The organism is Streptomyces longhuiensis, from assembly GCF_020616555.1.
In the GTDB taxonomy this organism is placed as follows: Bacteria; Actinomycetota; Actinomycetes; order Streptomycetales; family Streptomycetaceae; genus Streptomyces; species Streptomyces longhuiensis.
The window spans coordinates 9,049,775-9,074,329 of sequence record NZ_CP085173.1; the positions used below are offsets into that span (position 1 = coordinate 9,049,775).

The following is a 24,555-nucleotide window of genomic DNA, read 5'->3' on the forward strand; positions in this document are numbered from 1 at the left end:
TCAGCGTAACATCGATATTAACGATGGTAACGTTCGTATTGTATCGTTGATATATGCCACCACGTTCACGAGGGAGCCGCGGCGCGGCCGCCGTCGAATCCGAGACCGCGACCACGGAGCGCGAGCCCCGGCAGCGGGTGATCGAGGCCGCCGCCGAGCTGCTGGCGCGCGAGGGCCGTGACGCGGTCACGACGCGCGCCGTGGCGGTCGCGGCGGGCCTGCAACCACCCGCCATCTACCGGCTGTTCGGCGACAAGGACGGCCTGCTCGAAGCGGTGGCCGAGCACGGTTTCGCCAAGTTCCTCGCAAGCAAGACAGTTGCTCCTCATCCGCAGGACCCGATCGAGGACCTGCGGGCCGGATGGGATCTGGCTGTCGAGTTCGGGCTCGACAACCCCGCGCTGTACACGCTGATGTACAGCGAACCCACGACGACCTCGTCGGCCGCGTTCGAGGCGGGCATGAAGATCCTCATGGGGCGCATCCGGAGGCTCGCCGCCGGCGGATGGCTCAGGGTCGACGAGGAGCTGGCCGCCATGATCATCCATGCCACGGCGCGCGGCGCGGTCCTCACCTGGCTGTCACTGCCCGAAGACCAGCGCAATCCGGCCCTGTTGACGGCGCTCCGGGAGTCCATGGTCGCCACCGTCACCAACCAGGAACCGGCCGTGCAGGCCGCGGGCCCGGCCGGCGCCGCTCGCGCCCTGCGTGCCGCGCTGCCCGAACAGACAACCCTCAGCGGGGCGGAGCAACACCTGCTGACCGAGTGGCTGGGGCGCCTCGCCGCCGACGGCTGAGCTCTCGGCCCTCTCGTTCCCATCGGGCGGGGCTCGCGCGGTCTGGCACGCCCATCTGCGGCGTTGTCGTCAATCACCGGTTCCCGCGAGTCGGACGAAATGCCCTAGCCCGCCGGTGGCAATGTGCCGCGCGCCCTCTCGTGCCTGCCGTCACTTCGCCCGTACCTGGCAGCACAATCGCCCCTGTCAGGACGCATGGGCGTGTGTGAGCCGCACGCGGCACCGAGGGGAACGACCTATGGACATGGCAGAGTCTCCGAAACGCAGAGTCCTGCTCGCCGGCGCACTGGCGAGTGCCACGGTCGCGCTCGCGGGGTGCACACCGACCAGCGCCGTCACCACACCGTCCAGTGCTACGCCGTCCAGTACTTCGTCGTCCGGCGCTACGTCGATGCCGCCGCCGACCACGCCCGCGGCTGCCTTCGCGAGGCTGATGGAGGGCAACAAGCGCTGGGTGAGCGGGGACCTGCAGCACCCGGACCGGGATCCGGACCGTCGCGAGTTCGTGGCTCAGCAGCAGGAGCCGTATGGGTCGGTCCTCTCGTGCATCGACTCCCGCGTACCGCCTGAACTCCTCTTCGACACCGGGCTCGGCGATCTCTACGTGATGCGCACGGGCGGGGAGGCCATCGGGCCGGTCGTCACCGGTTCCGTCGAATACGGACCCATGACGAGCGGCACCCCGCTCATCGTGGTTCTCGGCCATCAGCGGTGCGGCGCGGTCAAGGCGGCGTACGACTCTCTGCGTGACGGCAAACCGCTGCCGGGCAACCTGCAGGCGATCGTCAAGGCTCTGGAACCGGCCTATCGGCAGGCAGTCCGCGAGGGTGGCAGCGACCCTGTCGAGACCATGGCCCGCGCGCAGGTCACCTTGACCGCGGCCGATCTGCGTACCAACGACGACCTTGCTCCACTCGTGAAGAAGGGCGACCTCGCCGTCGTGGGCGCCTACTACTCTCTCGACACCGGCAAGGTGGAAGTCCTGTCCGGCGCACCGTCCTGAACCGGCCCGCGCCGCGGATCGTCTCAGCCGGTGAGGAAGTCGATGAGGCTGTGCGGTGCCCGGTCGTCGAGGCAGAGCGCCAAGAGCTTGTGCGCATCCGCGGCTTCCGACTCGCTGCGCGGGAACATCGCCTCTTCGTAGGCGGTGAGTGCGGCTTCGAGGTCGTCGGCGTGCGCGGCGATCGCCTGCCCGAGCTCGGCGCCGTCCAGCATCGCCAGGTTCGCGCCCTCGCCGGACGGCGGCATGAGGTGCGCGGCGTCACCGAGGAGCGTCACCCCGGGAACGCGGTCCCACCGGTGCCGGTTCGGGAGCGTGTGGATGGTGCGCGGCACCGGTGCGGTTTCGCCGTCGGTGATCAGCGCGGTGAGTTCCGGCGCCCACCCGTCGAACTCGGCCGCGACCCGAGCGGTCGCGGCGGCGGCGTCGGTGAAGTCGATGCCGGCGATCCACTCGGCGGGGCACTTCAGTTGCACGTACGTGTGCAGGATGTTCCCCGCCTCGCGGTGCGCGGCGATCCCCTTTCCAGGGGCGAGTGCGAACATCGCGCCGTCGCCGACCGCCTCGGCCGCCGCGGAGTGCCGCTCGTCGGCGTCGTGCAGGTAGGTCTCTATGAACGTCGTGCCGACGTACTCGGGCATGGCGTCTGAGAGCAGCGGCCTGACCTTTGACCAGGCGCCGTCCGCGCCGACGAGGAGTTCGGTGCTCACGGTGGATCCGTCCGTGAACGTCACTTCGTGCCGCCCGTCGCCGAGCGCCGCGACGCCGGTGAGCTTCTTCCCCCACCGGACAGTCCCCGTGGGCAGGGAGTCGACGAGGATGCGTCGCAGGTCTCCGCGGAGCACCTCGGGCCGCGCGCCGTTGCCGTTGTCGGGTTCGTCGAGGAGCACCTTTCCGTGCCGGTCGAGCGCGCGCGTGGCCTCGCCACCCTCGTGGATGATCGCGCGGAATTCGGCGGTGAGGCCGGCTGCTTCCAGCGCGAGCTGCCCGTTGTGGGCGTGGATGTCGAGCCTGCCGCCCTGTGTGCGGGCCTCGGCCGAGGGCTCGGCCTCGTAGACCGTCGCGGGGATGCCGTGGACGTGGAGGACACGGGCGAGGGTCAGCCCCCCGAGGCCTGCGCCGATGATCGTTACGGGTGTGGTCATGGTCGTTCCTTGCCTGTGCACGCCTGCCGGGCGGGAATCCGGCAGGTCATCTCGTCTCTGGAATGTTGTTCCACAGCCAGGCTGGAACTCTGTTCCAGAGATGTCAAGCTGGAACGAGGTTCCAGTCCTATGTCAGGATGTGCGCATGGCAACCAGGACGCGTCGTCCAGAACGACGGGAGGAGCCGCTCTCCCGTGAGCGCATCGTCGAGGCCGCGATCGGGCTTCTCGACACGGCGGGCGAGAGCGGACTCACGTTCCGGGCGCTGGCCGAGCGACTCGCCACCGGGCCGGGCGCGATCTACTGGCATGTCGCGGGCAAGGACGAACTCCTCGGCGCCGCCACCGACGCCGTCGTCGCCGGCGCCATGACCGCCGACACCGTCGACGCCACGCCGCAGGACGCGATCCGCGCCCTGGCGCTCGGGGCGTTCGACGCGATCGACGACCACCCGTGGATCGGCGCCCAACTCACCCGCGCCCCGGGGCAGTCGCCGATGATGCGGGTCTTCGAACACATCGGGCGCCAGGTGCAGGCGCTCGGGGTGCCCGCCGCCGACCAGTTCACCGTCGCGTCCGCGCTGTGGAGTTACATCCTCGGAGTGGCCGGACAGAACGCGGCCAACGCCCGTTCGGCCCCGCCGGACACGGACCGGACCGAGTTCCTGGGCGCCGTCTCGGCGGTCTGGGCAAACCTCGATCCCGACGAGTACGCGTTCACCCGCAGCGTCGCGGGCCGGCTGCGCGATCACGACGACCGGGAAGAGTTTCTCGCCGGCATCGACCTCATCCTCACCGGAATCACCGCCGGTCGATAGCCGTCCGAGCAGCTGACGTGTTCGGGGACGGCGTGGTGAAGGAGACAAATGCGGGCATGAGGCGCGAGCGCCGACCGCCCCGATCCCGTTCGGCGTGACCCGGCCGGTCTACGCGGCCGGGAGGTGCCGCACGGATCGGGGAAGGGACTGAGGATGCGTCTGTTCCCCGAGCGGCTGGTGAAGCTGCTGAGCCGTGTCCCCCGTGGCAGTCGGCTCGTGAAACGGCTGAGGCACCCGGCCGCTGTGCAGACGCTACGGGCCACCGTCGCCGCGACGATCGCCTACGTCATCGCCCTGCACCTCAGCCGCGAACCGGTCCCGCTGACCGCGCCCCTGACCGCTCTCCTCGTCGTGGAGGTGACCCTTTACGCGACCGTGAAGATGAGCATCCGCCGCATCAACGCCGTGGTCGTCGGAGTGTTCATCGCCATCGGGTTCAGCGCCTTGGTGGGGTTGAGCTGGTGGAGCCTGGGGCTGATCATCCTCGCCTCCCTCATCATCGGGCCCCTCGTCCGCGCGAACGAGTTCGTGCCCGAGGTGGCGATCAGCGCCATGCTCGTACTCGGCGTCACCCAAGTGGCATCGAGCGCATGGGACCGCGTACTGGAAACCCTGATCGGAGCCCTGACCGGGCTCGCCTTCAACCTGTTCTTCGCCCCGCCTCTCTGGGTGGACACGGCGGGCGACGCCCTGGAGGACCTCGCCCGGCGCATGCGCCGGCTGCTCGTCGAGCTCGCCGACCAGCTCGACGACGAGACCCCCTGGCCGGTCGCCGCGGAACGACTCCACGAGGCGCGCCGCCTCGATCAGGACATCGCCGACGTGGACGCCTCCCTGCGGCAGGCCGAGGACAGCCTCCGGCTCAATCCGCGTGTGCGGGAAGGGCGACTGCATCGCGTGGTGCTGCGGACCGGCCTCGACACACTCGAAATCTGCACCGTCGTGCTGCGCGTCATCGCCCGGACCCTGACGGACCTGGCCAAACAGCGTGAAGAGGAGTGGCTGCTCGAACCCGAGGTGTCGATGGCGATGCGCGATCTGCTCGGGCACGTCGGGGACGCGGTGGTCAGCTTCGCCGTACTCGTCTCCACCGGAACCAGTTCGGAATCGGAAACGGCCGAGGACCGCCTGGTCAGCCATCTCGGCGCCGCCAATGTCCAGCGGGAACACGTCGCGCGACTGCTTCTCGACACCGTCCAGGACGATCCGCGTCAGTGGCAACTGCAGGGGGCCCTGCTCACCGAGATCGACCGCATCCTCGACGAGCTCGACACGGATCACCGCTCGCAGCGCCTCATGGAGGAACTCGACCGCAACGCCCAGCAACTGCACGAACGTTTCCCGGCACTCGCCGAAGTACTGAAATGGGCCCGCAAGCACAATCTGCGCGTACGCCGGAAAGGCACGTGACAGAGAGACGAGGCGGGCTAGTTGCCCGTCAGGGCCGTCCTGAGCTCGTCCAGCGACTCCCGCATGAACCGTGACATCTCACGGTCCTCGGCCGCGCCGATCCAGAGCTCGAAACCCACCTTGAAGACGGCGACGCCCGCCTCGGCGGTCAGGCTCGCGGCCGGCTCCGCCACGCCGCGACGACGCAACGTGTCGGCGAGTGCCGCCGACATCGAGGCGAGCTTGATGAGTTCGCGCTCCTGGAGTTCCGCCGTCGCCATGATCACGGCTTGCCGCCGCCGCGCGAAGTCGCGGCGGTCGACGAAGAACTCGGCCAGCGCGTCAAGGCCCACGGCCACCGCGTCGATCGGCGCCGCGGACTTCGGCACGTCGGCGACCGCTTTCACGAACGCCTCCTCCAGTTGGCTGGAGCCGGCGAAGAGGACCTCGCGCTTGTCCGCGTAGTGCCGGAAGAACGTGCGCTCCGTGAGCCCGGCCCGTTTCGCGATCTCAGCCACGGTCGTCTGCTCGAACCCGCGCTCGCTGTAGAGCTCCAACGCCGCGTTCGCCAGACGCCCACGCGCGTTCGGCTCCCATCTACCCATGGGCAGATCCTACGTGATGACAGTGAATGACATCAGGTGTAGCGTTGATGACAGGCACTGACATCACCATGGCGGCACTTGCCATCGACTCTTTTGGGGTTCCTCATGCGCATCTTCGTGACCGGCGCTTCCGGCTGGATCGGCTCCGCCGTCGTTCCCGAGCTCATCGACGCGGGACACGAGGTCGTCGGGCTGGCCCGCTCCGACGCCTCCGCGGCCGCGCTCACCGCCGCAGGGGCGGAGGTCGTCCGCGGCACCGTCGACGACCTCGGCGTTCTGCGTGAAGCGGCCGCCGCGTCGGACGGGGTGGTCCACCTCGCCTTCAAGCACGACATCGCCTTCTCCGGCGACTTCAAGGGCGCCGCGGAGGCGGATCGCCGCGCCGTCGACACCATCGGCGCCGCGCTCGTCGGCACCGACCGGCCTTTCGTCATCGCCTCCGGCGTGGCCGGCCTCGCGCCCGGGCGGCTCTCGACCGAGCAGGACATGCCCACGAACGACGGCTCGCCGATCTCCATCCGGGTGGCCACCGCCGAGGCGGTGCTCGCCCTCGCCTCGCAGGGCGTGCGCTCGTCCGTGGTGCGGCTCGCTCCCACCTGCCACGGCGACGGGGACAACGGTTTCATGGCGACGCTGGTCGCCACCGCCCGCGCCAAGGCCGTCTCCGGCTACGTCGGCGACGGCGCCAACCGCTGGCCCGCCGTCCACCGCCTCGACGCCGCCCACCTGTTCCGCCTCGCGGTCGAGAAGGCCCCCGCAGGATCGGTGCTGCACGGCGTCGCGGAGGAGGGGGTCGCACTCCGCGACGTCGCCGAAGTGATCGGCCGTCACCTCGACGTGCCGGTGACCTCCGTGGCTCCCGAGAACGCCGCCGGGCACTTCGCCTGGCTGGCCGCCTTCGTCGGCATCGACGCCCCGGCGTCGAACAGGCTGACCCGCGAACTGCTCGCCTGGGAGCCGGCCCACCCCGGCCTCCTCGAAGACCTCGACAAGGGGCACTATTTCCAGGCGTCGACGACCACTGCCTGACCCGAGCCGCGGACTCGGCACCGGCGTGGCGCACGTACACGTGGATCGCGGCACAGCGGCTTCACCCGAACCGGCTGACCGCTGTCTTCCTTCAGCCGTTCGGATCGGCCAGGACGCGGATCTCGTCGTGGATTCGTTCCGCGAGTGGTTGTGCCAGGTCGCGATGGTTGTGGTCGGTGATGGCGGTGACGACGGAGGTGCTGCCGTGATGGATGGCGGTGACGGCGACCGGGTGGCCCGGACCGAGTGGCGGGAGGGCTGCCATCGCGGTGAGTCGCGCTGATCCGAGGGTCAGTTCGCCGGCGTGTGTGGACACGCTGCTGCACAGAAGGGAGAAGTAGCGAGGCGAATCGACGTAACGGCCCGCTGCGTTGCTCAGAGGGGTGATCTTTCGAGGTCGTGAGGAGACCACGGCCGCCTGGGCGCGTGCCCTGGCCCCGATCGCGGCGCGCCGGATGTAGCAGTCGACGGCAGCGAGTCTCTCCCGCGCGTCCCGCTGCCGGGGGAGCGGCACCCGGACCGTGGCGTAGTGGTTGCCGAGGAGTTGTGACTCCTCGTTGGTGCGTACGTCCACGGGGACCAGGGCGCAGATGCCGGGCAAGGTCGGTAGGGAGCGGCCGGTGACGCCCTGGGTTCGCAGCGCTCCGGCGGTGGCGGCGAGGAAGACCGCGTTGGTGGAGGCGCGTTCGGCTGACGGGGCGGAGCGCGTCGAGGCGCGGGCGGCGTCGAGTTCCTGGCGCGACACCTGGCGGAAGGACAGGACTCGGAAAGGGTCCACGGGTCCGTGAAAGGGAAGTGGGCGTGCCTTGGGGAGCAAGTCGCCCAGAGTCCAGACGAGTTGACGGGCTCGGGAGGGTGCGTCCACTGTCGCGGCGCCGCCGACTCGCGGAGGGCGTAGGGCGGCGGTCTCGTCGAACAGGGCGCGGAGCAGTGTGGCGATCGACCTGCCGTCGAGCAGTGCGTGGTGGGCGCGCAAGAGGAGAACGAAGCCGCCCGTGGTGGGGATGAGGTGCAACTGCCAGGGCGGGCGGCCGGGAGCGAGTGGTGCGGTGAAGAGGGCCGCGATGTCCACTTCGAGTTCCGTCGTGGCGGCGCCGGGGCTTTCGACGACGTGGTGAGCGGCCTCGAAGTGCGGGCCGGTCGACCACAGCGGCCAGCTGTCGTCCGTGGAATCGGCTGCGCTCGGCATCTGCCGTAGCCGCTCGTAGGGTGCCAGGCGGTACTCGGCCAAGGAGCGAAGGGCCGACAGTGTGGGCGGGGGCCCCTCGAACCAGGCGAGCAGCGCGGCCGTCATGTTGGAGCCGCCGCTGCTCTGCTGACGGTACATCCAGGCGTCCAGCGGTGGCATGGCGGTGGTGGGGCGCGAGGTGTCGTGTTCCGGTGCGGGCGACGAGGCGGCGGGGTGTGACGGCGGGGCTGGTCGGGTCATAGGGGGTCCTCAAGCCAATGATGGTGGGCGCCCTGCTCCGTTCGGTGTGTCCGGGCGAGCGCTGGGCCGGCGCACGCGCGGGCTGACGCGGATCAGCCGAGCGCGGCGACCGCGCGGGCCACGGCCCCCGCTCCGTCCTCCTCCGCAAGCCGTACGGCCGCTGCCGCGGCGTTTCGCGACAGCGCACGGTCCCGGGTCGTCCGAGTGAGCGCGTCGGCCAGTCGTGCGGCGGTCAGTTCGGTGCAGGGCAACGCTTCCGCGCTCACCCCGAGCCGCACCAGGCGCGCGGCCCACCAGGGCTGATCGGTCATGACCGGGACCGGTACCGCCGGAACACCCGCCCGAAGACCGGCCGCCGTGGTGCCGGCGCCCGCGTGGTGGACCACCGCGGCCGTCTGAGGCATCAGCCAGCTGTGTGGGATCTCGCCGACGGTGATGACGTCGTCGTCGACCACCGAGAGGCCGGCCCAGCCCGACTGTACGACCCCACGCAGTCCCGCGCGGCGCAGCGCCTGCGCGGCGATCTGACCGAGCTCCTCTGGGTCGCCGGGCATCATGCTTCCGAAACCGATGAGTACCGGAGGTGGGCCGGCAGCCAGGAAGTCCCGTACCAGGGTGGGTGGTTGCCAGTTCGGGCACTCGTGCGGCCACCAGTACCCGGACACGTGCAGCCCGGGCCGCCAGTCCGCCGGACGCGGAACCACCCAGGGGCTGTAGCCGTGCCAGATCGGCCACTGATTGCGCTCGCGGACGCTGCGCAGGCGATGGGCGCCGCGGTGGTCGACACCCAGGCGGGCGTGGACGGCGCGATTGGCCGTGCGGTACAGGGTGTCGAAGAGGGCGTTGGCGGCGTGGCCCCGCAGGAGATTGGTGCGCCCTGGGCTCCGCAACGCCATCGTGCACGGGGCGAACTCGGCTGTGGGCACGTCGGGTTGAAGGAACACGCCCATGGTGGGAATGCGGTGGTAGCGCGCGACGGCCGCGCCGATCGGGGCCGCGATGGTCGACAGCAGGATGAGGTCGGCCTTCGGATCCACCGCGGTGAGGATGGCGTCCACCAGCGAGAGCATGGCCTGTTCGGTCGTCCGGACGAGTGACCGTAGAGACTTGAGCGATGTGCGTGCTCGGCGCCGGGGTGAACGAGGGGCGTTTGGTGGATGCCCTGCGCCGCTGAGGCTGCGGTGGGCGCCGATCAGGGCCTCAAAGGGGTCGGCTTCGAGCGGCTCCATGCGAAGTCCGCAACAGGCGACCATCGGTGCGAACTTGGCGTGGGTGACGATCTCGACGGTGTGCCCCTCGGCCAACAGCCGGTGTGCGAGACCGGTGTAGGGGGCGACCGAGCCGGTCGAACCCACCGTGATGACTTGGATGCGCATCGAGCGCGGGTCCCCTTTCGACCGGAGTCGCGCAACCCGGTGTTCCTGCCGAGCCGTTGGGCTGCCGCGACTCACGTTTTTCCATACGCCACCAACGAGCACGCGGACCGAGAGTCACATGATCACGTACCGCCGGGGACGCCGTCGGGCGTACTCACCGTGCCGGGCAGGGCTGGGAAGTCCGTTCCACCCCGCGGCAGTACGGGAGCTGTTCCAACGGCTCGCCCGCCAGGAAGTGTGTGATCAGATCGGCGAGTTCCACCGGCCGTTCCAGCGGAAGCATGTGGTCGGCGTCGGCCACCTGTGTGAACCAGCTGTCGGAGCACGTGGCGGCGAGGTCCCGGCACAGGTCCGGTGTGGTGAAGGTGTCGTGCTCCCCTGTGGCGACGAGCACCGGCATGGACGGCGGCCGGCTCGTGTCGAGCATCTCGTGCCTCAGCAGACGCATCGTGTTGGCGAGGTGTTTCGCGACGTCCTCCTCGCTCAGGTTGAGCATCCGGCGCATCAGGAAGCGGCGAACCCGGGAGCCTGCGGTGACGGAGTCGATCCGGTCGGCGTTGACCATGAACGCGACGGTCTCCTCGGCGAACTCCTCCATACGCCGGTCCACGAGCAGGTCCAGAGTCCGGCGCATGGCGACCCGGGCGTGCCCGGGGATGGAGGTCATGGTGCCGACCAGCACCATCCTCTCGACCAGTTCGGGCCGCCGCTGCGCGAGGCGGTAGACGACCGCCGTGCCGTACGAACCGCCCACGAGATTGACGGAGGTCAGCCCCGACTCGTCGAGCATGTGCCCCAGGGCGTCCGCGAGGAAGTCCGCGCCATGGCGGTCGGGGAGGACGTTCCCGGCACCCCAGCCCGGCAGGTCGACAGTGAACACGTCCACGTGCGCGAGCAGTTCACGTTCCAGACGGCCCCAACTCTCCTTGGTCTGGAACGCGCCGCCGACCAGCACCAAGGGCGCGATACGCGGTGCGGGTGTACGCACCAGCCGCGACTCGCAGCGGTAGCCCTCCCATTCGTGGCGGGACACGAGAGGGGATCGGGTGCGGGCGTTCGGGACGGCGAGCGCCGGGCGCATCAGCGACACGGGGTCTCGACCCCCGTTCCGTGCATCAGGTCCAGCGGTGGGCCGCCTCGGCACTGTCGCCCTGTGGTCGATCCAGCCAAGGTCCTGACAAAACCGTACATTGACATGCCATCAAGATATCGGCCCGAACGGAACATTCGGTTCCATTCGCTGGATAGTGGTCGAGCCGTGGCATACCAACTCTCCAAGCTCGCAGACTTGTTCCCCCTCCCAAGCCCGTGCTCTGGCGCGAACGCTGGGGGCATTGGGCTCAGGCAGGGCGGTCGGAGAGCAGGCGTTGGAGCCAGGCGGTGCGGGCGTTGCGCGCGTCCTGACTCAAGGTCGCCCTCGGCGCCACGCTGTCGAAGCCGTGGTAGGCGCCGGGCCATACGTGCAGTTCAGCCCGGCCGCCCGCCTGCCAGATGGCGCTCGCGTAGGCGACACCCTCGTCCCGGAACATCTCTGCCGACCCGACGTCGACATACGCCGGGGGGAGTTGTGAGAGGTCCGTGGCGCGAGAGGGGGCCGCGTACGGGGGCAGGTCCTCGGCACCGTGGCGATCACCCAGCAGGGCCTGCCACGCGGTGGTGTTCGAGGTGAGGTCCCACAGCCCGAGGCCCGACATCTGTCGACTGGAAAAGGTACTGCCGCGGTCGTCGAGCATGGGGCACAGCAGCAGTTGCCCCAGTGGCTCCGGGCCACCGCGGTCGCGGGTCAGCAGGGCGAGGGCCGCGGCGAGCCCGCCGCCGGCGCTCTTCCCGCCGATGATGACGCGATCCGGGTCGATGTCCAGTTCGGCCGCGTGCGCGGTGGCCCAGACGAGCCCCGCGTAGCAGTCCTCCAGCGGCTCCGGAAACTGCGCTCCAGGCGCCAACCGGTACTCGACCGAGATCACGGCCATGTCCAGCGGAAGAGCCCACTCGCGAAGAATCCGCGGAAGCACGGACCACGCGTTGCCCATGACCATCGCGCCGCCGTGCATGTAGTACAGCAGCGGCAGCGGTCCGACGAGCCCGGACGGCCGGGCGCTCACGAGCGTGACCTCCGGCCCGCCGGGCGGTCCCGGTACGCGCAACTCCGCCACCTCGAAACGGCCGTCCGCGCGCAGGTCCTCGGCGGTCGGCCTGGGCCGGGCCGTGGCATCCCGCCGCTGCCGGGCCGCGAGGTTGTCCGGGGTGAGCGGTTCCCTCGACTCCTCGCCCAAGTCCGCCAGTGCGACGCTCAGTTCGGGGTCGAACGGCGGCGTCGCCTTCGGCGCCGGGACGCCGTCCCCGGTCGGACTGCGGAACGATCGTCTGTGACCCATACGCCGCAGCCAACCAGACTGAACGACTGCGTCGACGCCGATGCCGGGTGCCGACGCCTGATGCCCCACTCCGTAAAGAGTCGGGCTGTTGAGTTCGGGGGAGTTAGCGCCTCTATTCATCCCTACGAGTGAATTGATGAATGGATGTCTGAACGGTCGTCCCCGCGGTGCGCTGTGCTGGGGCAAAGGGCTACGGATGCCGAGGGGGAGCGTATGCGTGTCACCGTGCTGTGTGTCTGGCTGGTCACCGCGAGCCTGGGCGGATATCTGGCCACGGTGTGGATCCGCCACGGCGGGCTGCAACAGCGCACGCCGGGCGTGACGCGGCTGCCGCTGTGGCTCGTCCTCGGCCACATCGCGCTCGCTGTCGCCGGACTTGCCTCCTGGACCGCGTACCTCGTCGGCAACGCGCGCGGCTCCGCCTGGGCCGCTTGCGCCGTCGTTCTGATCGTGGCCGCCTTCGGCTTCATGATGCTCTTCCGCTGGCTGCCCAGCCGGGGGAGACATGCCCAGGGGCATGCCACCGCCGAACGGAACTTCCCGCTCACCGCGGTCGTCGCCCACGGCATGAGCGCCGCCGTCACGGTGCTGCTGGTCGCGCTCGTCGTCCTGGGGCGCGCGTGACACGACCGGTGGTGGCGGTCCCCTGCTCCCTCAGGCGCGATCCCGCACCGCGTCCAGGCGGTCGCGCACCCAGGCGTCCACATCGTTGACGTGCCGGTTGGCCGCGGTGAAGGCGGCCAGGCTGTCGTGGGCGCGCAGGGCGCGGTAGATGTCCATGTGCTGCTCGTGGGTCCAGGCGAGCACGTCGGACTTGATCAGCGCTCGCCAGATGCGGGCCCTGGCCGTCTGCTGGGTGACCGAGGAGAGCAGCGACTCAAGCGTGCGGTTGCCCGTCGCGGCGACGATGTCGGCGTGGAACGCGAGGTCTTCGCGGACCAGCTCCTCCGGGTCGTGCAGCGTTCGCATGCGCTCGATGCGCTGGTGCAGGGCGTCGAGCGTGGCCGCGTCGATCCGGGTCGCCGCGAGCGCGGTGGCGCCCGGCTCGATCACCTTGCGGCACTCCAGCATCTCGTCGAGGCCGGTGTCGTTGGCGAGGTCCAGGAAGCTGCCGATGGCGCGCACCAGCCGGTCCGGCCGCAGATCCGTGACGAACGTGCCGTCACCCCGGCGCACGTCGAGAACGCCGGCCATGGCGAGGGCGCGCACGGCCTCGCGGAGAGAGGGGCGGGACAGCTCCAGCTCGTTCGCGAGCGCAGTCTCCGGGGGTAGCCGCTGACCCGGCGCGAACTCGCCCGATTCGATGCGCTTCTTGAGGCGGCTGATCGCGACGTCGACGACGCTGAGTCCGCCCTCGCCGGAGCCGTCCGCATCTCTCTTGGTTGACATGGGGTCAGGATCCCATCCGGCCGGACTCGCTCCAGACCGGACCGGTGGGGTAGCGGTAGGTCTCCAGGGTCTCGCGGCGGATCTGCGCGCTGTAGCCCGGAGCCTCGGGCACCAGGTAGCGAGAGCCGCGGATGCGGACCGGGTCGTGGAAGTGCTCGTGGAGGTGATCCACGTACTCCACGACGCGGTCTTCCATTGAGCCGCTGACCGCCACGTAGTCGAAGATCGACAGGTGCTGCACCAGTTCGCACAGGCCGACTCCGCCCGCGTGCGGGCAGACCGGCACGTCGTGCGCGGCGGCGAGCAGGAGGGCGGCGACCGCCTCGTTCACGCCGCCGAGCCGGCAGGCGTCGATCTGGCAGATGCCGGTCGCCTTGCTCTGCAGGAACTGCTTGAACATCACGGCGTTGTGGGCGTGTTCACCGGTGGCCACGTGGATCGGCGCGATGCGCTGTGCGATCGCCGCGTGCCCCAGGATGTCGTCCGGGCTGGTCGGCTCCTCGAACCACCAGATACCGAACTCCGCGAGCGCGTCCGCCCAGGCGATCGCCTCCTCGACGCCGAGGGTCTGGTTGGCGTCGATCATCAGCCTGCGGTCGGGGCCGATGATCTCGCGGGCGATGCGGCAGCGGCGTATGTCGTCCTTGAGGTCGGCGCCGACCTTGAGTTTCACCGCGTCCCAGCCCTGCGCGACGGCCTCCTTGCACAGCCGGGCCAACTTGGCGTCGTCGTAGCCGAGCCAGCCCGCGCTCGTCGTGTACGCGGGGTATCCGTGCCGGCGCACGTACGCCTCCCGTTCGGCGCGGCCCGGCGCCCGGGACTCGAGCATGTCGAGCGCGGCCTGCGGCGTCAGCGCGTCCTTGAGGTAGCGCCAGTCCACCAGGTCCACCAACTGCTGCGGCGAGAAGTCGGAGAGCAGCTTCCACACCGGCCTGCCCGCCAGCTTGGCGGCCAGATCCCAGGCGGCGTTGACGACCGCGGCCGTGCCGAGGTGGATCGCTCCCTTGTCCGGGCCGAGCCAGCGCAGCTGGCTGTCGCCGAGCAGGTGGCGGGAGAAGCCGCCCAGGTCGCCGACGATTTCGGCGACGGACAGACCTATGGCCCGCTCGCCGATCGCCCGTGCGGCCTGGACCGCGAGGTCGTTGCCGCGGCCGATGGTGAAGGTGAAGCCGTGCCCTTCGGACACGTCCGTGAGCTTGTCGCCGCCGCCGACGCGCAGCACCACGTACGCCGCCGAGTAGTCCGGCGAGTCGTTCATCGCGTCGGAGCCGTCGAGGTCCTTGGAGGTGGGGAAGCGGACGTCGATCGTTTCCACATCGACGATACGAGCAGTCATCGGCGGTCACTCCTGTGTGCGACGGGTTGACGAGGTGGTGAGCAGACGAGACGCGGTGGATCCGCGTTCCGGGCTTCCGGCGGATTGATGGCCAAGATGTCAGATGTCTGTCGCGCTCGCCAGATGTTTCGCTCAGATCATCTGGTTGCTTCCCAGGTATTGCCCGTCAGTTGGGCCGTCGCTACGGTCCATTGGTCAGATGTCTACGGCGCCCCCAGGCCAGACATCTGACAGACAGCCGCAGCCCTCCACGCGCATCAGCGTGGACCGCAGGAGGTCCGATGAACACGGTGCCCACCCTGGAGAGCGTGCGCCGCAAGGTGTCCCGGCGCTTGCTCCCCCCACTCTTCCTGATGTTCGTACTGAGCTTTCTGGACCGCACGAACGTCGCGCTGGTGAAGCCCCACCTCGAGGCGGACGTGGGGATCGACGCCGCCGCCTACGGCCTCGGCGCCGGCGTCTTCTTCGTCGGCTACGCCGTGCTGGGCGTCCCGTCCAACCTCGCTCTGCACCGGATCGGCGCCCGCCGCTGGCTGGCCGGCCTCATGTTCGTCTGGGGCCTGCTGTCCTGCGCGATGGCACTCGTCGACAGCCCCACCAGCTTCTACGCGCTGCGCTTCCTGCTCGGCGCCGCCGAGGCCGGCTTCTTCCCCGGCGTGATCCTCTACATCACGTACTGGTTCCCGGCCGCCGACCGCGGCAAGGCGACCGGCATGTTCCAGTCCGCCGTCGCCATCTCCAGCATCATCGGAAACCCCATCGGCGGCTATCTCATCGGGCTCCACGGGCTGGCCGGGCTCGACGGGTGGAAGTGGATGTTCCTCCTGGAGGGAGCGCCCACCGTCCTGCTGGCCATCGCCGTCCCCTGGCTCCTCACCGACCGCCCGGAGCAGGCGAGTTGGCTGACGGGCGAGGAGAAGGTGCTCCTCACCGACCGCATCGCCGCGGACCGCCCGGACCCGAGCATGCGCTCACCCCGGCGCGTCCGCGCTGTCATCAGCGACAGCCGGGTGCTCCGCCTGATGTTCGTCTACTTCGCGATCCAGATCAGTGTGTACGGGGTCACGTTCTGGCTGCCCGCGCTGGTCGGGCGCATCGACGGTCTCGGCGACGTCGGCATCGGCTTCGTCTCCGCGCTGCCCTGGGTGTTCGCGCTGCTCGGCGTGGTGATCCTGCCCTGGTACTCCGACCGCACCGGCGACCGGCGCGGGCCCTTGCGCATCGCCCTCGTACTGACCGTCGTCGGACTGCTCGGCGGCGTGCTCCTGCCGCCGGTGCCCGCGGTCGCCGCTCTGTGTGTCGCCGCTTTCGGCTTCCTGGGCGCGCAGCCGGTGTTCTGGACGGTTCCGCCGACGATCCTCGCCGGCATCCAGATCGCCGCCACCATCCCGCTGATCTCCGGATTCGGGAACCTCGGCGGTTTCGTCGGCCCGTATGTGATGGGAGCCGTCGAGTCGGGTACCGGTTCGGGGGCCGGCGGCCTCTATGCCATCGCGGCGATCGCCGCCGCCGGGGCCGTCGTGGTCACCGGCTTCCACTGGGTGGGTCAGACCACCCGAACTCCCGCAGAAAGGACCGAAGATGACGCGCATCGTGCGCTTCGCTGACGACACCGGGGCCGTACACACCGGAGTCGACGACGAGACCGGGACCATCCGCACCTTCGAAGGCGCACCGCGCATCGCCGACCTGCTGCGCCTGCCGGCAGCCGACCTGCGCACGCTGGTCGAGGCCACCGCGGCCTCCACCGACCCCGGCCTTGCGGTACGCGACGTGCTGTTGCTCCCGCCGCTCGACGGCCTGATGGAACTGTGGGCCGCCGGGGTCACGTACGAGCGCTCCCGGGACGCCCGGGTCGCGGAGAGCACCGAGCAGTCGGTGTACGAGCGGATCTACGACGCCGCGCGTCCGGAGCTGTTCTTCAAGTCCCAGCCCTGGCGGGTCGTGACCGACGACGAGCCGATCGCCGTACGGGACGACTCGGACCTCGATGTCCCCGAGCCCGAACTCGGTCTCGTGCTCAACCGGCACGGCGAGACGGTCGGTTACGTGATCGTGGACGACGTCAGCTCCCGTTCGATCGAGGGTGAGAACCCCCTGTATCTGCCCCAGGCCAAGATCTACGCCGGAAGCGCGGCGGTGTCCTCGGGCGTTGTGCCCTTCTGGGAGATCGAGGACGCGACCGCGCTGAAGATCGCCCTCGAGGTGCGGCGGGACGGCGCCGTCGCCTATGAGGCGACGACCACCACGGCCTCCTTCCACCGTCCGCCGCAAGGACTGGTGGACCATCTCTGGCACTCCCAGCCGTTCCCCGACGGCGCGGTGCTGTCCACCGGCACCGGCATCGTGCCGGGACTCGACTTCACCCTGCGGGGCGGGGACGTCGTCGAGATCACCATCGACGGCATCGGGAAGCTCTCGAATCCCGTACTCGGGGGCCAGGCGGAGCTGGACTGGCTGGTCGGAGCGATCGACCACCCGCTCAGGCGGCGTGCGCACCGAACAGACCCGAGTGGAGGCCGGTGACCGATGTGTGTGCGGCGGCCGCCTCACGGGACGGCCGCCGCCAAACGGGCTGCGGCACAAAGCAGTTGACCCACGCAAGGCGTGATCGCGGGGAGGGCGGCCTGTCCGACGGGGCACTCGTCGGTGTGACAGGGCGTGGCTCTAGTCTCGTCGCTTGTGACTGAATCTCCCTCGCACCACCATGCGACAGCGGACGCCTACGACGCCGTGGCCGTCCTCTACGCCGAATTCACCCGCGATGCTCTGGACGCCCAGCCGCTCGACCGCGCGGTGTTCGCGGCGTTCGCCGAACTGGCGCGGACGAACGAGGGCGGGCCCGTGGCCGAGCTGGGCTGCGGCCCGGGACGTATGACCGCGCACCTGCGGGACCTCGGCCTCGATGTCTTCGGTGTCGACCTGTCGCCGGTGATGATCGATCTGGCCCGCGAGACCTACCCGGACCTGCGGTTCGAGGTCGGCTCCATGGACGCGCTGAGCCTGGCCGACGGCTCGCTGAACGGCGTCGTGTCCTGGTACTCGGTCATCCACACCCCACCGCAGGACGTCCCCTCGTACTTCGACGAGTTCCGCCGCGTACTCACGCCCGGCGGCCACCTCTTGCTCGGCTTCTTCGAGTCCGGGGACGATCCGGTCACGGAGTTCGACCACAAGGTGGTGACGGCCTACCGGTGGCCGATCGAGGACCTGGCGAAGATGGCCGCCGAGGCCGGGTTCGCCGAGGTGGGCCGGATGCTGCGCGAGCCGCGGGAGGGCGAACGGTTCCGTCAGGGGCGTCTGCTGATGCGCAGGGACAGCTGACGCGACACCGACGGCCCGCGCCCTGGAGGAGGGTGACCACCCCCGCCGGGACATCAACCGCACGCCGCGTGACCGGGTCCGGGCGTGGACCTTCGAGAAGGTCTTCCACGCGGCGTGCGGCTCCGGCAACCTCGGCGAGGTACTCATACGGTTCCGCTCCCGGGCGATGCGGTTCAGGCGCCGGCCTCGCTGATGTTGACCATCCAGGTGACGCCGAACTTGTCGGTACACATGCCGAACACGTCACCCCACATCTGCTTCTCCAGCGGGACCGCCACGTTGCCGCCGGCGGACAGCTTCTCCCAGTAGCCGCGCAGCTCGCCGGCGTCGTCGCCGCTCAGGCTCACCGAGAAGTTGTTGCCCTGCTTGAGCTCCATGCCCGGAGGGCTGTCGGCGCCCATGAGAGCGAAGCCGTTCGGGGCCTCCAGCATGCTGTGCATGACCTTGTCGGCGTACCCCGGGGGCGTCTCGGAACCGAACGCTCCGTACGTGTTCACCGACAGGTCGCCGCCGAAAACGCTCTTGTAGAACTCCATGGCTTGCTTGGCGTCACCGGCGAAGCTGATGTACGGATTGAGTCGAGAGACCATGAGGGATTCCTTTCGTGACGTTTTGTCAGGGGTGCACACTAGTCGCGTTCCGCCTGCTCAGCGGGGATAGGCGCAGACGGATTTCCCGGGGGCGGGCCTTGGGCGCGTGGATTTCTCGGCGGCGGCGGAATTCCCGACACTAGAGTGAAACGGTGACTCTCCCGCAGGAAAACCCGGCACGCCCGATCAGCGAAGACGACCGCAACTCAGCCGTGCAACGCGTGCAGGAGGCGTACGCCGAGGGGCACATCTCGCATGAGGAGATGGACGACCGTCTGCAGCAGGTCCTCACCGCCAGGACGCACCGCGAGCTCGAGCCGGCTCTCGCCTCGCTCCCGGAGGAGGACGCGGGCACCTCGTCCACGATCGGCGCCCTCGGCGGACGGATCACGCGGCGCGGCGCATGGAAGGTCCCTCGCAACCTCAAGGTCGAGTCCGCCTTCGGAAGTGTGCGCCTGGACCTGTCCCGGGCGGTCTTCGAGCACCCGGCAGTCGACATCGAGCTCCAGGTCGGCACCGGCAGGGCCAGGATCACGGTTCCACGCGACGCGATCGTCGACGTCGAGGGTCTGCACACGGGGTGGAAGGACCTGCGCTACAAGGCCCCGCGGCGCTCCGGCCCGGGCGGGCCGAGGATTCGGATCTCCGGGACCATGGGGTTCGGCCGGTTGAAGATCCGCCACGCGCGGCGTTGAAGGACCGACGCCTACTGTCGTCAGTGGTGGCCCGGGAGCGTGTCCCGCCCCCATGACCGATGAGTTCCACCTCGCCGCCTCGTCTGCAGAGGGGGAACCCGGGAACCCCCACTTCCGCTTCTGCGGAGGCCTGAGATCAGCTGACGAGGAGCGTGCGCATCATGGCCGAGAACAACGTGAGCGCCACCCTGACCGTGGCCGCGCCCGCCGAGAGGGTGTTCGCCGTACTGGCGGACCCGACGGCCCATTCCGCGATCGACGGCACCGGCTGGGTTCAGGAATCCGTCGACCGGGCGCCGTTGACCGAGGTGGGGCAGATCTTCCGGATGGACATGTACCACCCCAACCATCCCAACGGTGAGTACCAGACGGTCAACAAGGTCCAGGTGCTCGGCCCGCCGCGCACCATCGGCTGGCTGACGGGGTACCGGAAGGACGACGGAGACCTGGACTTCGGCGGCTGGATCTGGCGTTACGACCTTGCGCCGCTCGGGCCGTCCGAGACCGAGGTCACGCTCACCTACGACTGGTCGGCGGTGCCACAGCACATCCGGGAGTACATCCAGTTCCCGCCGTTCGGCCCGGAGCATCTCATCAACTCGTTGCACCACTTGGCCGGGCTCGTCTCCGGTAGGGATGTCCGCACGGAATGACGACGCGAGTCGGTGCCGTCCGGCGAGGCCGTTGGTTCACTGATCTCGGCCCCCGACCGCAGCTGGTGGTGTCGTGCTCATGCGCCAGCCGTCGCAGCGGGGTCCGATCAGGTCGGCCGGCCAGCCCGCAGTTTGCACGGCCGCCTCGTAGACGGCGTCGCCGAACGCCACGACGGCCTGGCGCGGGTCGGCCGTCTCCCTGAGCGTGGCCCACGGCAGCAGGGCCAGACCCGCATCGGGATTCCAGGTCGCGCCGTCGACACCCCAGGTCCGGCCTTCGAGACCGTCCGGCTGGGGCCAGATGTAGGCGTAGACACTTGCGTTCGGCGACTTGGCGTCGCCGAACGTGAACCCGACCGATACGTATTCATCGCGCGCGGCGTTCTGCATGAACGCCGGACGGTCGGCCTCCGGGGTGGCTCGGTGCGCCCGGTAACGGGTGGCGGACAGATCGAAACCGCCCCACATCACACCGACCCGGGGGCGATGCCCCTGGAAGGGCGCCTGCCATGTTTCGAGTCCGCCGGCCGCGAGGTTGAACGCCGTCCACATCAGCCGAGCCCTGTCGCCGTCCCAGGTGCGCTCGACCTGATCGTCCTCGAACTTCCTTGGGGCACCCGGGATCTCGCAGATCAACGACGTGCGCGGTGGACGCACACCCAGCCCGGCCACCGCGTCGCAGAACGACGCGTAGAAGGCGGCGAGGGATCCGTCGGACACGGGGACCGTCACCGAGCCCCTGTCGGACTCGACGACCACGTCACTGTCGAGCAGCCGGTAGTGCACGTCGAAGGTCACTCCCTGGCGCCGAAAGGTCGGCGTCCGCAGTCCGCGGGGGGTGACATCGAGAACGATGTTTCCCCAGCCGGCCTCGAAGGGGTCGTCCAGGGTGTACTTGCTCCCGACCTGCACCAGCCGGTTCACGTAGTCGACCATGGGCGCCAGATCCTCGTAGGCCAGCGCCGGCCATGTGTTGAGTCGTTCGCTCATGGAGAGCCTCCCGGCCATTTTCGCACGCAGGTCGGAGAGCTGCCCGCTCGGCGGCGAGGGCTGCCCATCCGGCCAAACCGGCCGTGGTGGGAATGACGCCTTCCGCGATCCGGCGCACGCGCCGCCCCCTTTCTTGGCCTGACCCGCGGCGCCGCGACCAGGGCACGAGGCGAATCCGGCGACCCATCGAGGCCGCACACGGTCCACGCAGAGCACCGCGTACGCGGGCAAACGCAGAGTCTGAAAGTGGATATGCGAAACGCTCTTCGGTGAATTGATGGATTGACCGTTGATCACGGCAGGGAAGGTTCACCGCGCCACCGGCATGCGATCTTCACCGGCTCACCCCGGCATCCGTCGCGTGCCTTCCGTCCGCCCTGAGAGGGGGTGCAGTGATGAAGCTTCTCTTCGCCATCCGCAACAAGGCCGCGGCCCGAAAGTCCCTGAAGGCGAGCGCCTGGTACCTCTGGTACTGATCCGGCGCGCGCCTCCATCCGCCCCCGCTGCGCGGTGACAGCGAGCGTTGCGTCCGACGCCGCCAGTCGTGCAGCGGGGGTTCCGCCCCCACCGCCACCGGAGAACCCGTGTCGCTCACCTCCGCGCCGCGAACGCGCCGTACCGTGTTCGCCCCGCGACTGACAGCCCTCCTCGACGACCACCTGGGCCAGGACGTCTTCCGGCTCGAGAGCGACACCGTCGGAGTGGCCGGACACGACGTAGCGGACCGGATCCTCGCCGCGCGCCGGGCGACGGAGACCGAGCGGCCGACGTTCAAGCCGCTGCACGGCCGCTCGATCTCGCGCAACGAAGCCTCCTCGGTCACCCGGACGACAGGCAACGACGTCCGCGAGGCGCTGAAGCGCCCCTTGCCGCCGGACGTCGACCTGTCGGGTCCTTGGCCTCTGACCGGGCACCTCCTCCTGAGGGACCTCATCCTCGGCCAGGACCCCCTCCGGCTCCGGATGTTGATGAGTCGTAACCTCGAACTGACACCCAAGCTGACCTGGTCCGTGATCGCCGCGGGCGCCGCGCTGCCCGGCTGGCCGCGACCCGGTGCCCACCTCACCGGCCTTGCGGAGCGGGCGGCCGAGGCCGTCGGCTACCAGGAGCGCAGGTACGCGATGGGTGTCTACCGGCGAGCGGCCGCACCGGTGTGTTTCACGGTCTCGACGCTCGTCGCGAATGCGTTGTGGCTCGGCTCCCCCTTCGACGACAGCACGTCGAACCGCAACATCATCTACGAGGCTCTGCGACTGCTGCCGCCCTCGTGGAACATCCTCCGCAACGCCTCCCCGGAGTACCCCGCGATCGACAGCCGGATCCGGGAGGACGACGACGTCCTGCTGCTTCCGCTGCTCTCGCACCGTGACCCGGCCCTGTGGGAGGACGCGCCCGCGTTCCGGCCCGAGCGCTGGGACGAACTCGACCCCGACGCCACGCCGGGATATCTGCCCTTCGGGCATTCCTCTGAGCGTTGCTGGGGACGGCACATGGTGATGCCGCTCGCCGAACTCCTGCTGGACGGGATCCGCGGCGCAGGGCTCGTCGTCGATCCCGACCAGCGGACCGGCAGGGTTCCGCTGCTCGGCCTGCTGGGGGTCGAGGAAGTACGCCTGACGAAGGCGCGAACAGCCTGACGATTGGCGGGGGTTGCCGCAATTCCGTCGAACTCCCTTTGGGAGAACGGTACTTGGTGGTGTTCGGTAGAGGCACCCCCCCATGAGCCATCCGGTCTGACCCGCACGATCGAAGGGCGCCGCCCTAGGGAAGGATGGCGTCGATGTACCCGCCGTCGACCCGCAGCGCACCGCCCGTGGTCGCCGAGGCCAGGTCGGAGCTCAGGTACACCACCATGTTGGCGATCTCCTCGGGTTCGATCAGGCGCTGCAACAGCGACTGCGGGCGGTACTCGCGCATGAAGACGCGCTGCGCCTCGTCCCACGGCAGGTCGCGGTCGACGAGTTGGTACACGAAGTCTTCGACGCCGCCGGTGTGAGTGGGGCCCGCGATGACGCAGTTCACGGTGACGCCCGTCCCCGCGGCGTGCTTGGCGAAGCCGCGGCTGACCGCGAGCAGGGCGGTTTTCGACATGCCGTAGTGGATCATCTCGGCGGGGATCACCACCGCGGAGTCGCTCGCGATGTACTGGACACGCCCCCGGCCGCGTTCGGTCATGCCCGGCAGGTACAGCCGCGTGAGCCGGACGGCGGCCAGCACGTTCACCTCGAAGTAGCGGCGCCATTCGTCGTCCGTGATGTCCAAGGGGTTCTTCGCGTCGAAGATGCCGAGATTGTTGATGAGGATGTCCACGTCAGGCAGCGTTTCCCAGGCGCGTCGAGCGCCCTCCTCGGAACCGACGTCGGCGGCGACCGGAACGAAGTCGCCGTCCGGCACGCCGACTTTGAGCTGCTCGACGGCCGCCTCCACCCTGCCCCGGTCGCGTCCGTTGACTCCGACCCGCGCGCCGGCGCGTGCGAGTCCGGTCGCGATCGCGGCTCCGATGCCTTGTGTGGAGCCCGTCACCAGAGCGGTCCGGCCCGAAAGATCCAGGTGCACGTCGTTTTCCCTTACTGGAATGGGTGGGTGATCGGCAGGTCGTCACGGGACTCTTCCCGCTCGCGAGCCCCCGGTGATGTCCGGGCACCCGGAATTGGGGCCGAACGGGTGGGGAGCGGTGCGGCTGTTACGCGCTTCTGGGTGACGAAACGCCGCGAGGCGCGGCTGAAGGCGGGGCCGGAGCCGTGCGGGGCAACGGCCGGGGCGTCAACCTGGTGCCTTCAGTGCATAAATGGACGATGCACGTGAGAGCAACAGAAATATGGACGACTTGTAACCGCCTTCACGTCATGCGCACATTCGGGGCGATCTGTTGGCAAGTTGTGCGTTCTCGGCCATCGGGCCGGGACCCGCACATAGCAGGCCCGCGGCGTACCACGCCGGTACACGGGTCTGCAGTACGAAGTGAAGGGGCATTCATGTCCGCTTTCATGTCAGTTGCTGCCCGCCGTACGGCCGCCGCCGCTCTCGCGGCCGGCGCCCTGGTCGGAACGTTCGCCGCGTCGGCATCGGCCGACGCCGCCGGCCGCCAGCACCGCGACCGCGTCGAGATCTCCGGCGCGCAGTACGACTCCCCGGGCTGGGACAACGGCAGCAACCGCTCCCTCAACAAGGAGTGGATCGATGTCACCAACACGTCCCGCCACTCCGTGAACCTCGACGGGTGGACGCTGTCGGCCAGGGACGGTCGCACCTACACGTTCCATCACTACCGCCTGGCGGGCCGCGCGACGGTCCGCGTCCACACCGGTGTCGGACGCGACAGCGGCCGTGACGTGTACCAGGACCGTCGCAGGTACGCGTGGGACAACCGTTCCGACACCGCCACCCTGCGCGATGACCGCAACCGGAGGGTCGACACCCTTTCCTGGGGCGGCCACCGCGACGACCGCGGCCACCACGGTGACGGACACGGGCACGGCGGCGGCCACCGCTGACCTGAACCTGCCCGCGGGCCTCCCAGCCCGCGGGCAGCGATGACCCGCCTCAGGAGGGGGCGTTCCGCAGCTCGGCCTGCGGGACGCCCCCTTTTGGCTGCCGCCGACGGCACGGTTACCGC

At 69.6% G+C, this 24,555-nt stretch carries 25 protein-coding genes; 14 read left to right on the top strand and 11 right to left on the bottom strand.

Annotated elements, in window-relative coordinates; translation table 11 throughout:
- Nucleotides 1-53: 53 nt before the first annotated feature.
- Nucleotides 54-797, top strand: a complete 744-nt coding sequence (locus LGI35_RS41195) for a TetR/AcrR family transcriptional regulator (protein WP_227299536.1) — start codon at nucleotides 54-56, stop codon at nucleotides 795-797.
- Nucleotides 798-1,041: 244 nt separating this feature from the next.
- On the top strand, nucleotides 1,042-1,800 hold the full coding sequence (locus LGI35_RS41200; protein ID WP_227299537.1) for a carbonic anhydrase: 759 nt from the start codon (nucleotides 1,042-1,044) through the stop codon (nucleotides 1,798-1,800).
- A gap of 23 nt (nucleotides 1,801-1,823) precedes the next feature.
- Here the strand turns inward: LGI35_RS41200 and LGI35_RS41205 are convergent, their stop codons facing one another.
- On the bottom strand, nucleotides 1,824-2,942 hold the full coding sequence (locus LGI35_RS41205; RefSeq protein ID WP_227299538.1) for an FAD-dependent oxidoreductase: 1,119 nt from the start codon (nucleotides 2,940-2,942) through the stop codon (nucleotides 1,824-1,826).
- Nucleotides 2,943-3,087: 145 nt separating this feature from the next.
- On the opposite strand from LGI35_RS41205, the gene LGI35_RS41210 reads away from it, so the two are divergent.
- Both LGI35_RS41210 and LGI35_RS41215 read left to right on the top strand, forming a co-directional pair.
- The gene (locus LGI35_RS41210) at nucleotides 3,088-3,759 is read left to right on the top strand and encodes a TetR/AcrR family transcriptional regulator (RefSeq protein ID WP_227299539.1); all 672 of its coding nucleotides are present in this window, start codon (nucleotides 3,088-3,090) and stop codon (nucleotides 3,757-3,759) included.
- A gap of 153 nt (nucleotides 3,760-3,912) precedes the next feature.
- A complete protein-coding gene (locus LGI35_RS41215; RefSeq protein WP_227299540.1) occupies nucleotides 3,913-5,169 on the top strand; it encodes an FUSC family protein in 1,257 nt (418 codons plus the stop codon).
- A 17-nt stretch (nucleotides 5,170-5,186) separates the two neighbouring features.
- Here the strand turns inward: LGI35_RS41215 and LGI35_RS41220 are convergent, their stop codons facing one another.
- Complete coding sequence (locus LGI35_RS41220; protein WP_227299541.1) at nucleotides 5,187-5,753, bottom strand: TetR family transcriptional regulator; 567 nt, start codon at nucleotides 5,751-5,753, stop codon at nucleotides 5,187-5,189.
- Between the two features lie 105 nt (nucleotides 5,754-5,858).
- Between LGI35_RS41220 and LGI35_RS41225 the strand changes: the two genes are divergently transcribed.
- A complete protein-coding gene (locus LGI35_RS41225; protein WP_227299542.1) occupies nucleotides 5,859-6,782 on the top strand; it encodes an SDR family oxidoreductase in 924 nt (307 codons plus the stop codon).
- Nucleotides 6,783-6,873: 91 nt separating this feature from the next.
- Here the strand turns inward: LGI35_RS41225 and LGI35_RS41230 are convergent, their stop codons facing one another.
- From LGI35_RS41230 to LGI35_RS41245, 4 genes are all read right to left on the bottom strand, one after another.
- Nucleotides 6,874-8,211, bottom strand: a complete 1,338-nt coding sequence (locus tag LGI35_RS41230; RefSeq protein ID WP_227299543.1) for a wax ester/triacylglycerol synthase domain-containing protein — start codon at nucleotides 8,209-8,211, stop codon at nucleotides 6,874-6,876.
- A 92-nt stretch (nucleotides 8,212-8,303) separates the two neighbouring features.
- A complete protein-coding gene (locus LGI35_RS41235) occupies nucleotides 8,304-9,587 on the bottom strand; it encodes a glycosyltransferase (protein WP_227299544.1) in 1,284 nt (427 codons plus the stop codon).
- 154 nt (nucleotides 9,588-9,741) lie between these two features.
- Nucleotides 9,742-10,668: an alpha/beta fold hydrolase gene (locus tag LGI35_RS41240; protein ID WP_227300732.1), complete on the bottom strand. Its 927-nt coding sequence runs from the start codon at nucleotides 10,666-10,668 to the stop codon at nucleotides 9,742-9,744.
- A 259-nt stretch (nucleotides 10,669-10,927) separates the two neighbouring features.
- Nucleotides 10,928-11,962 (bottom strand): alpha/beta hydrolase, encoded by a 1,035-nt coding sequence (locus LGI35_RS41245; RefSeq protein ID WP_227299545.1) that lies wholly within the window; start codon nucleotides 11,960-11,962, stop codon nucleotides 10,928-10,930.
- 213 nt (nucleotides 11,963-12,175) lie between these two features.
- Here LGI35_RS41245 and LGI35_RS41250 point away from each other — a divergent pair, with 213 nt between their 5' ends.
- The gene (locus LGI35_RS41250) at nucleotides 12,176-12,586 is read left to right on the top strand and encodes a hypothetical protein (protein ID WP_227299546.1); all 411 of its coding nucleotides are present in this window, start codon (nucleotides 12,176-12,178) and stop codon (nucleotides 12,584-12,586) included.
- A 30-nt stretch (nucleotides 12,587-12,616) separates the two neighbouring features.
- On the opposite strand, the gene LGI35_RS41255 is transcribed toward LGI35_RS41250, so the two are convergent.
- Nucleotides 12,617-13,351 (bottom strand): FadR/GntR family transcriptional regulator, encoded by a 735-nt coding sequence (locus tag LGI35_RS41255; protein ID WP_227299547.1) that lies wholly within the window; start codon nucleotides 13,349-13,351, stop codon nucleotides 12,617-12,619.
- A gap of 4 nt (nucleotides 13,352-13,355) precedes the next feature.
- On the bottom strand, nucleotides 13,356-14,687 hold the full coding sequence (locus tag LGI35_RS41260; protein ID WP_227299548.1) for an enolase C-terminal domain-like protein: 1,332 nt from the start codon (nucleotides 14,685-14,687) through the stop codon (nucleotides 13,356-13,358).
- A gap of 281 nt (nucleotides 14,688-14,968) precedes the next feature.
- Here LGI35_RS41260 and LGI35_RS41265 point away from each other — a divergent pair, with 281 nt between their 5' ends.
- The 3 genes from LGI35_RS41265 to LGI35_RS41275 all read left to right on the top strand — a co-directional run bounded on the left by LGI35_RS41265 (nucleotide 14,969) and on the right by LGI35_RS41275 (nucleotide 18,011).
- Entirely contained in the window at nucleotides 14,969-16,294 is a 1,326-nt protein-coding gene (locus tag LGI35_RS41265) for an MFS transporter (protein WP_227299549.1), read from the top strand.
- Nucleotides 16,269-17,213, top strand: a complete 945-nt coding sequence (locus tag LGI35_RS41270; RefSeq protein ID WP_227299550.1) for a fumarylacetoacetate hydrolase family protein — start codon at nucleotides 16,269-16,271, stop codon at nucleotides 17,211-17,213. The genes LGI35_RS41265 and LGI35_RS41270 overlap by 26 nt, the downstream gene beginning before the upstream one ends.
- A gap of 156 nt (nucleotides 17,214-17,369) precedes the next feature.
- Complete coding sequence (locus tag LGI35_RS41275; RefSeq protein ID WP_227299551.1) at nucleotides 17,370-18,011, top strand: class I SAM-dependent methyltransferase; 642 nt, start codon at nucleotides 17,370-17,372, stop codon at nucleotides 18,009-18,011.
- 173 nt (nucleotides 18,012-18,184) lie between these two features.
- On the opposite strand, the gene LGI35_RS41280 is transcribed toward LGI35_RS41275, so the two are convergent.
- Nucleotides 18,185-18,601 (bottom strand): VOC family protein, encoded by a 417-nt coding sequence (locus LGI35_RS41280; RefSeq protein WP_227299552.1) that lies wholly within the window; start codon nucleotides 18,599-18,601, stop codon nucleotides 18,185-18,187.
- A 152-nt stretch (nucleotides 18,602-18,753) separates the two neighbouring features.
- Between LGI35_RS41280 and LGI35_RS41285 the strand changes: the two genes are divergently transcribed.
- Both LGI35_RS41285 and LGI35_RS41290 read left to right on the top strand, forming a co-directional pair.
- A complete protein-coding gene (locus tag LGI35_RS41285) occupies nucleotides 18,754-19,296 on the top strand; it encodes a DUF1707 SHOCT-like domain-containing protein (RefSeq protein ID WP_227299553.1) in 543 nt (180 codons plus the stop codon).
- A gap of 161 nt (nucleotides 19,297-19,457) precedes the next feature.
- Nucleotides 19,458-19,949 (top strand): SRPBCC family protein, encoded by a 492-nt coding sequence (locus LGI35_RS41290; RefSeq protein WP_227299554.1) that lies wholly within the window; start codon nucleotides 19,458-19,460, stop codon nucleotides 19,947-19,949.
- 36 nt (nucleotides 19,950-19,985) lie between these two features.
- Here LGI35_RS41290 and LGI35_RS41295 read toward each other — a convergent pair whose 3' ends face one another.
- Nucleotides 19,986-20,939 carry a DUF5996 family protein gene (locus LGI35_RS41295; protein ID WP_227299555.1) on the bottom strand — a complete coding sequence of 318 codons (954 nt, stop codon included), beginning with the start codon at nucleotides 20,937-20,939 and terminating at the stop codon, nucleotides 19,986-19,988.
- 395 nt (nucleotides 20,940-21,334) lie between these two features.
- Here LGI35_RS41295 and LGI35_RS46705 point away from each other — a divergent pair, with 395 nt between their 5' ends.
- Entirely contained in the window at nucleotides 21,335-21,415 is an 81-nt protein-coding gene (locus LGI35_RS46705) for a tryptorubin family RiPP precursor (RefSeq protein ID WP_227300733.1), read from the top strand.
- Between the two features lie 108 nt (nucleotides 21,416-21,523).
- Nucleotides 21,524-22,576, top strand: coding sequence for a cytochrome P450 (locus tag LGI35_RS41305; RefSeq protein WP_227299556.1), 1,053 nt, complete (start codon nucleotides 21,524-21,526; stop codon nucleotides 22,574-22,576).
- 124 nt (nucleotides 22,577-22,700) lie between these two features.
- On the opposite strand, the gene LGI35_RS41310 is transcribed toward LGI35_RS41305, so the two are convergent.
- The gene (locus tag LGI35_RS41310) at nucleotides 22,701-23,495 is read right to left on the bottom strand and encodes an SDR family NAD(P)-dependent oxidoreductase (RefSeq protein WP_227299557.1); all 795 of its coding nucleotides are present in this window, start codon (nucleotides 23,493-23,495) and stop codon (nucleotides 22,701-22,703) included.
- Between the two features lie 419 nt (nucleotides 23,496-23,914).
- Here LGI35_RS41310 and LGI35_RS41315 point away from each other — a divergent pair, with 419 nt between their 5' ends.
- Nucleotides 23,915-24,433: a lamin tail domain-containing protein gene (locus LGI35_RS41315; protein WP_227299558.1), complete on the top strand. Its 519-nt coding sequence runs from the start codon at nucleotides 23,915-23,917 to the stop codon at nucleotides 24,431-24,433.
- The last annotated feature ends 122 nt before the right edge of the window (nucleotides 24,434-24,555 follow it).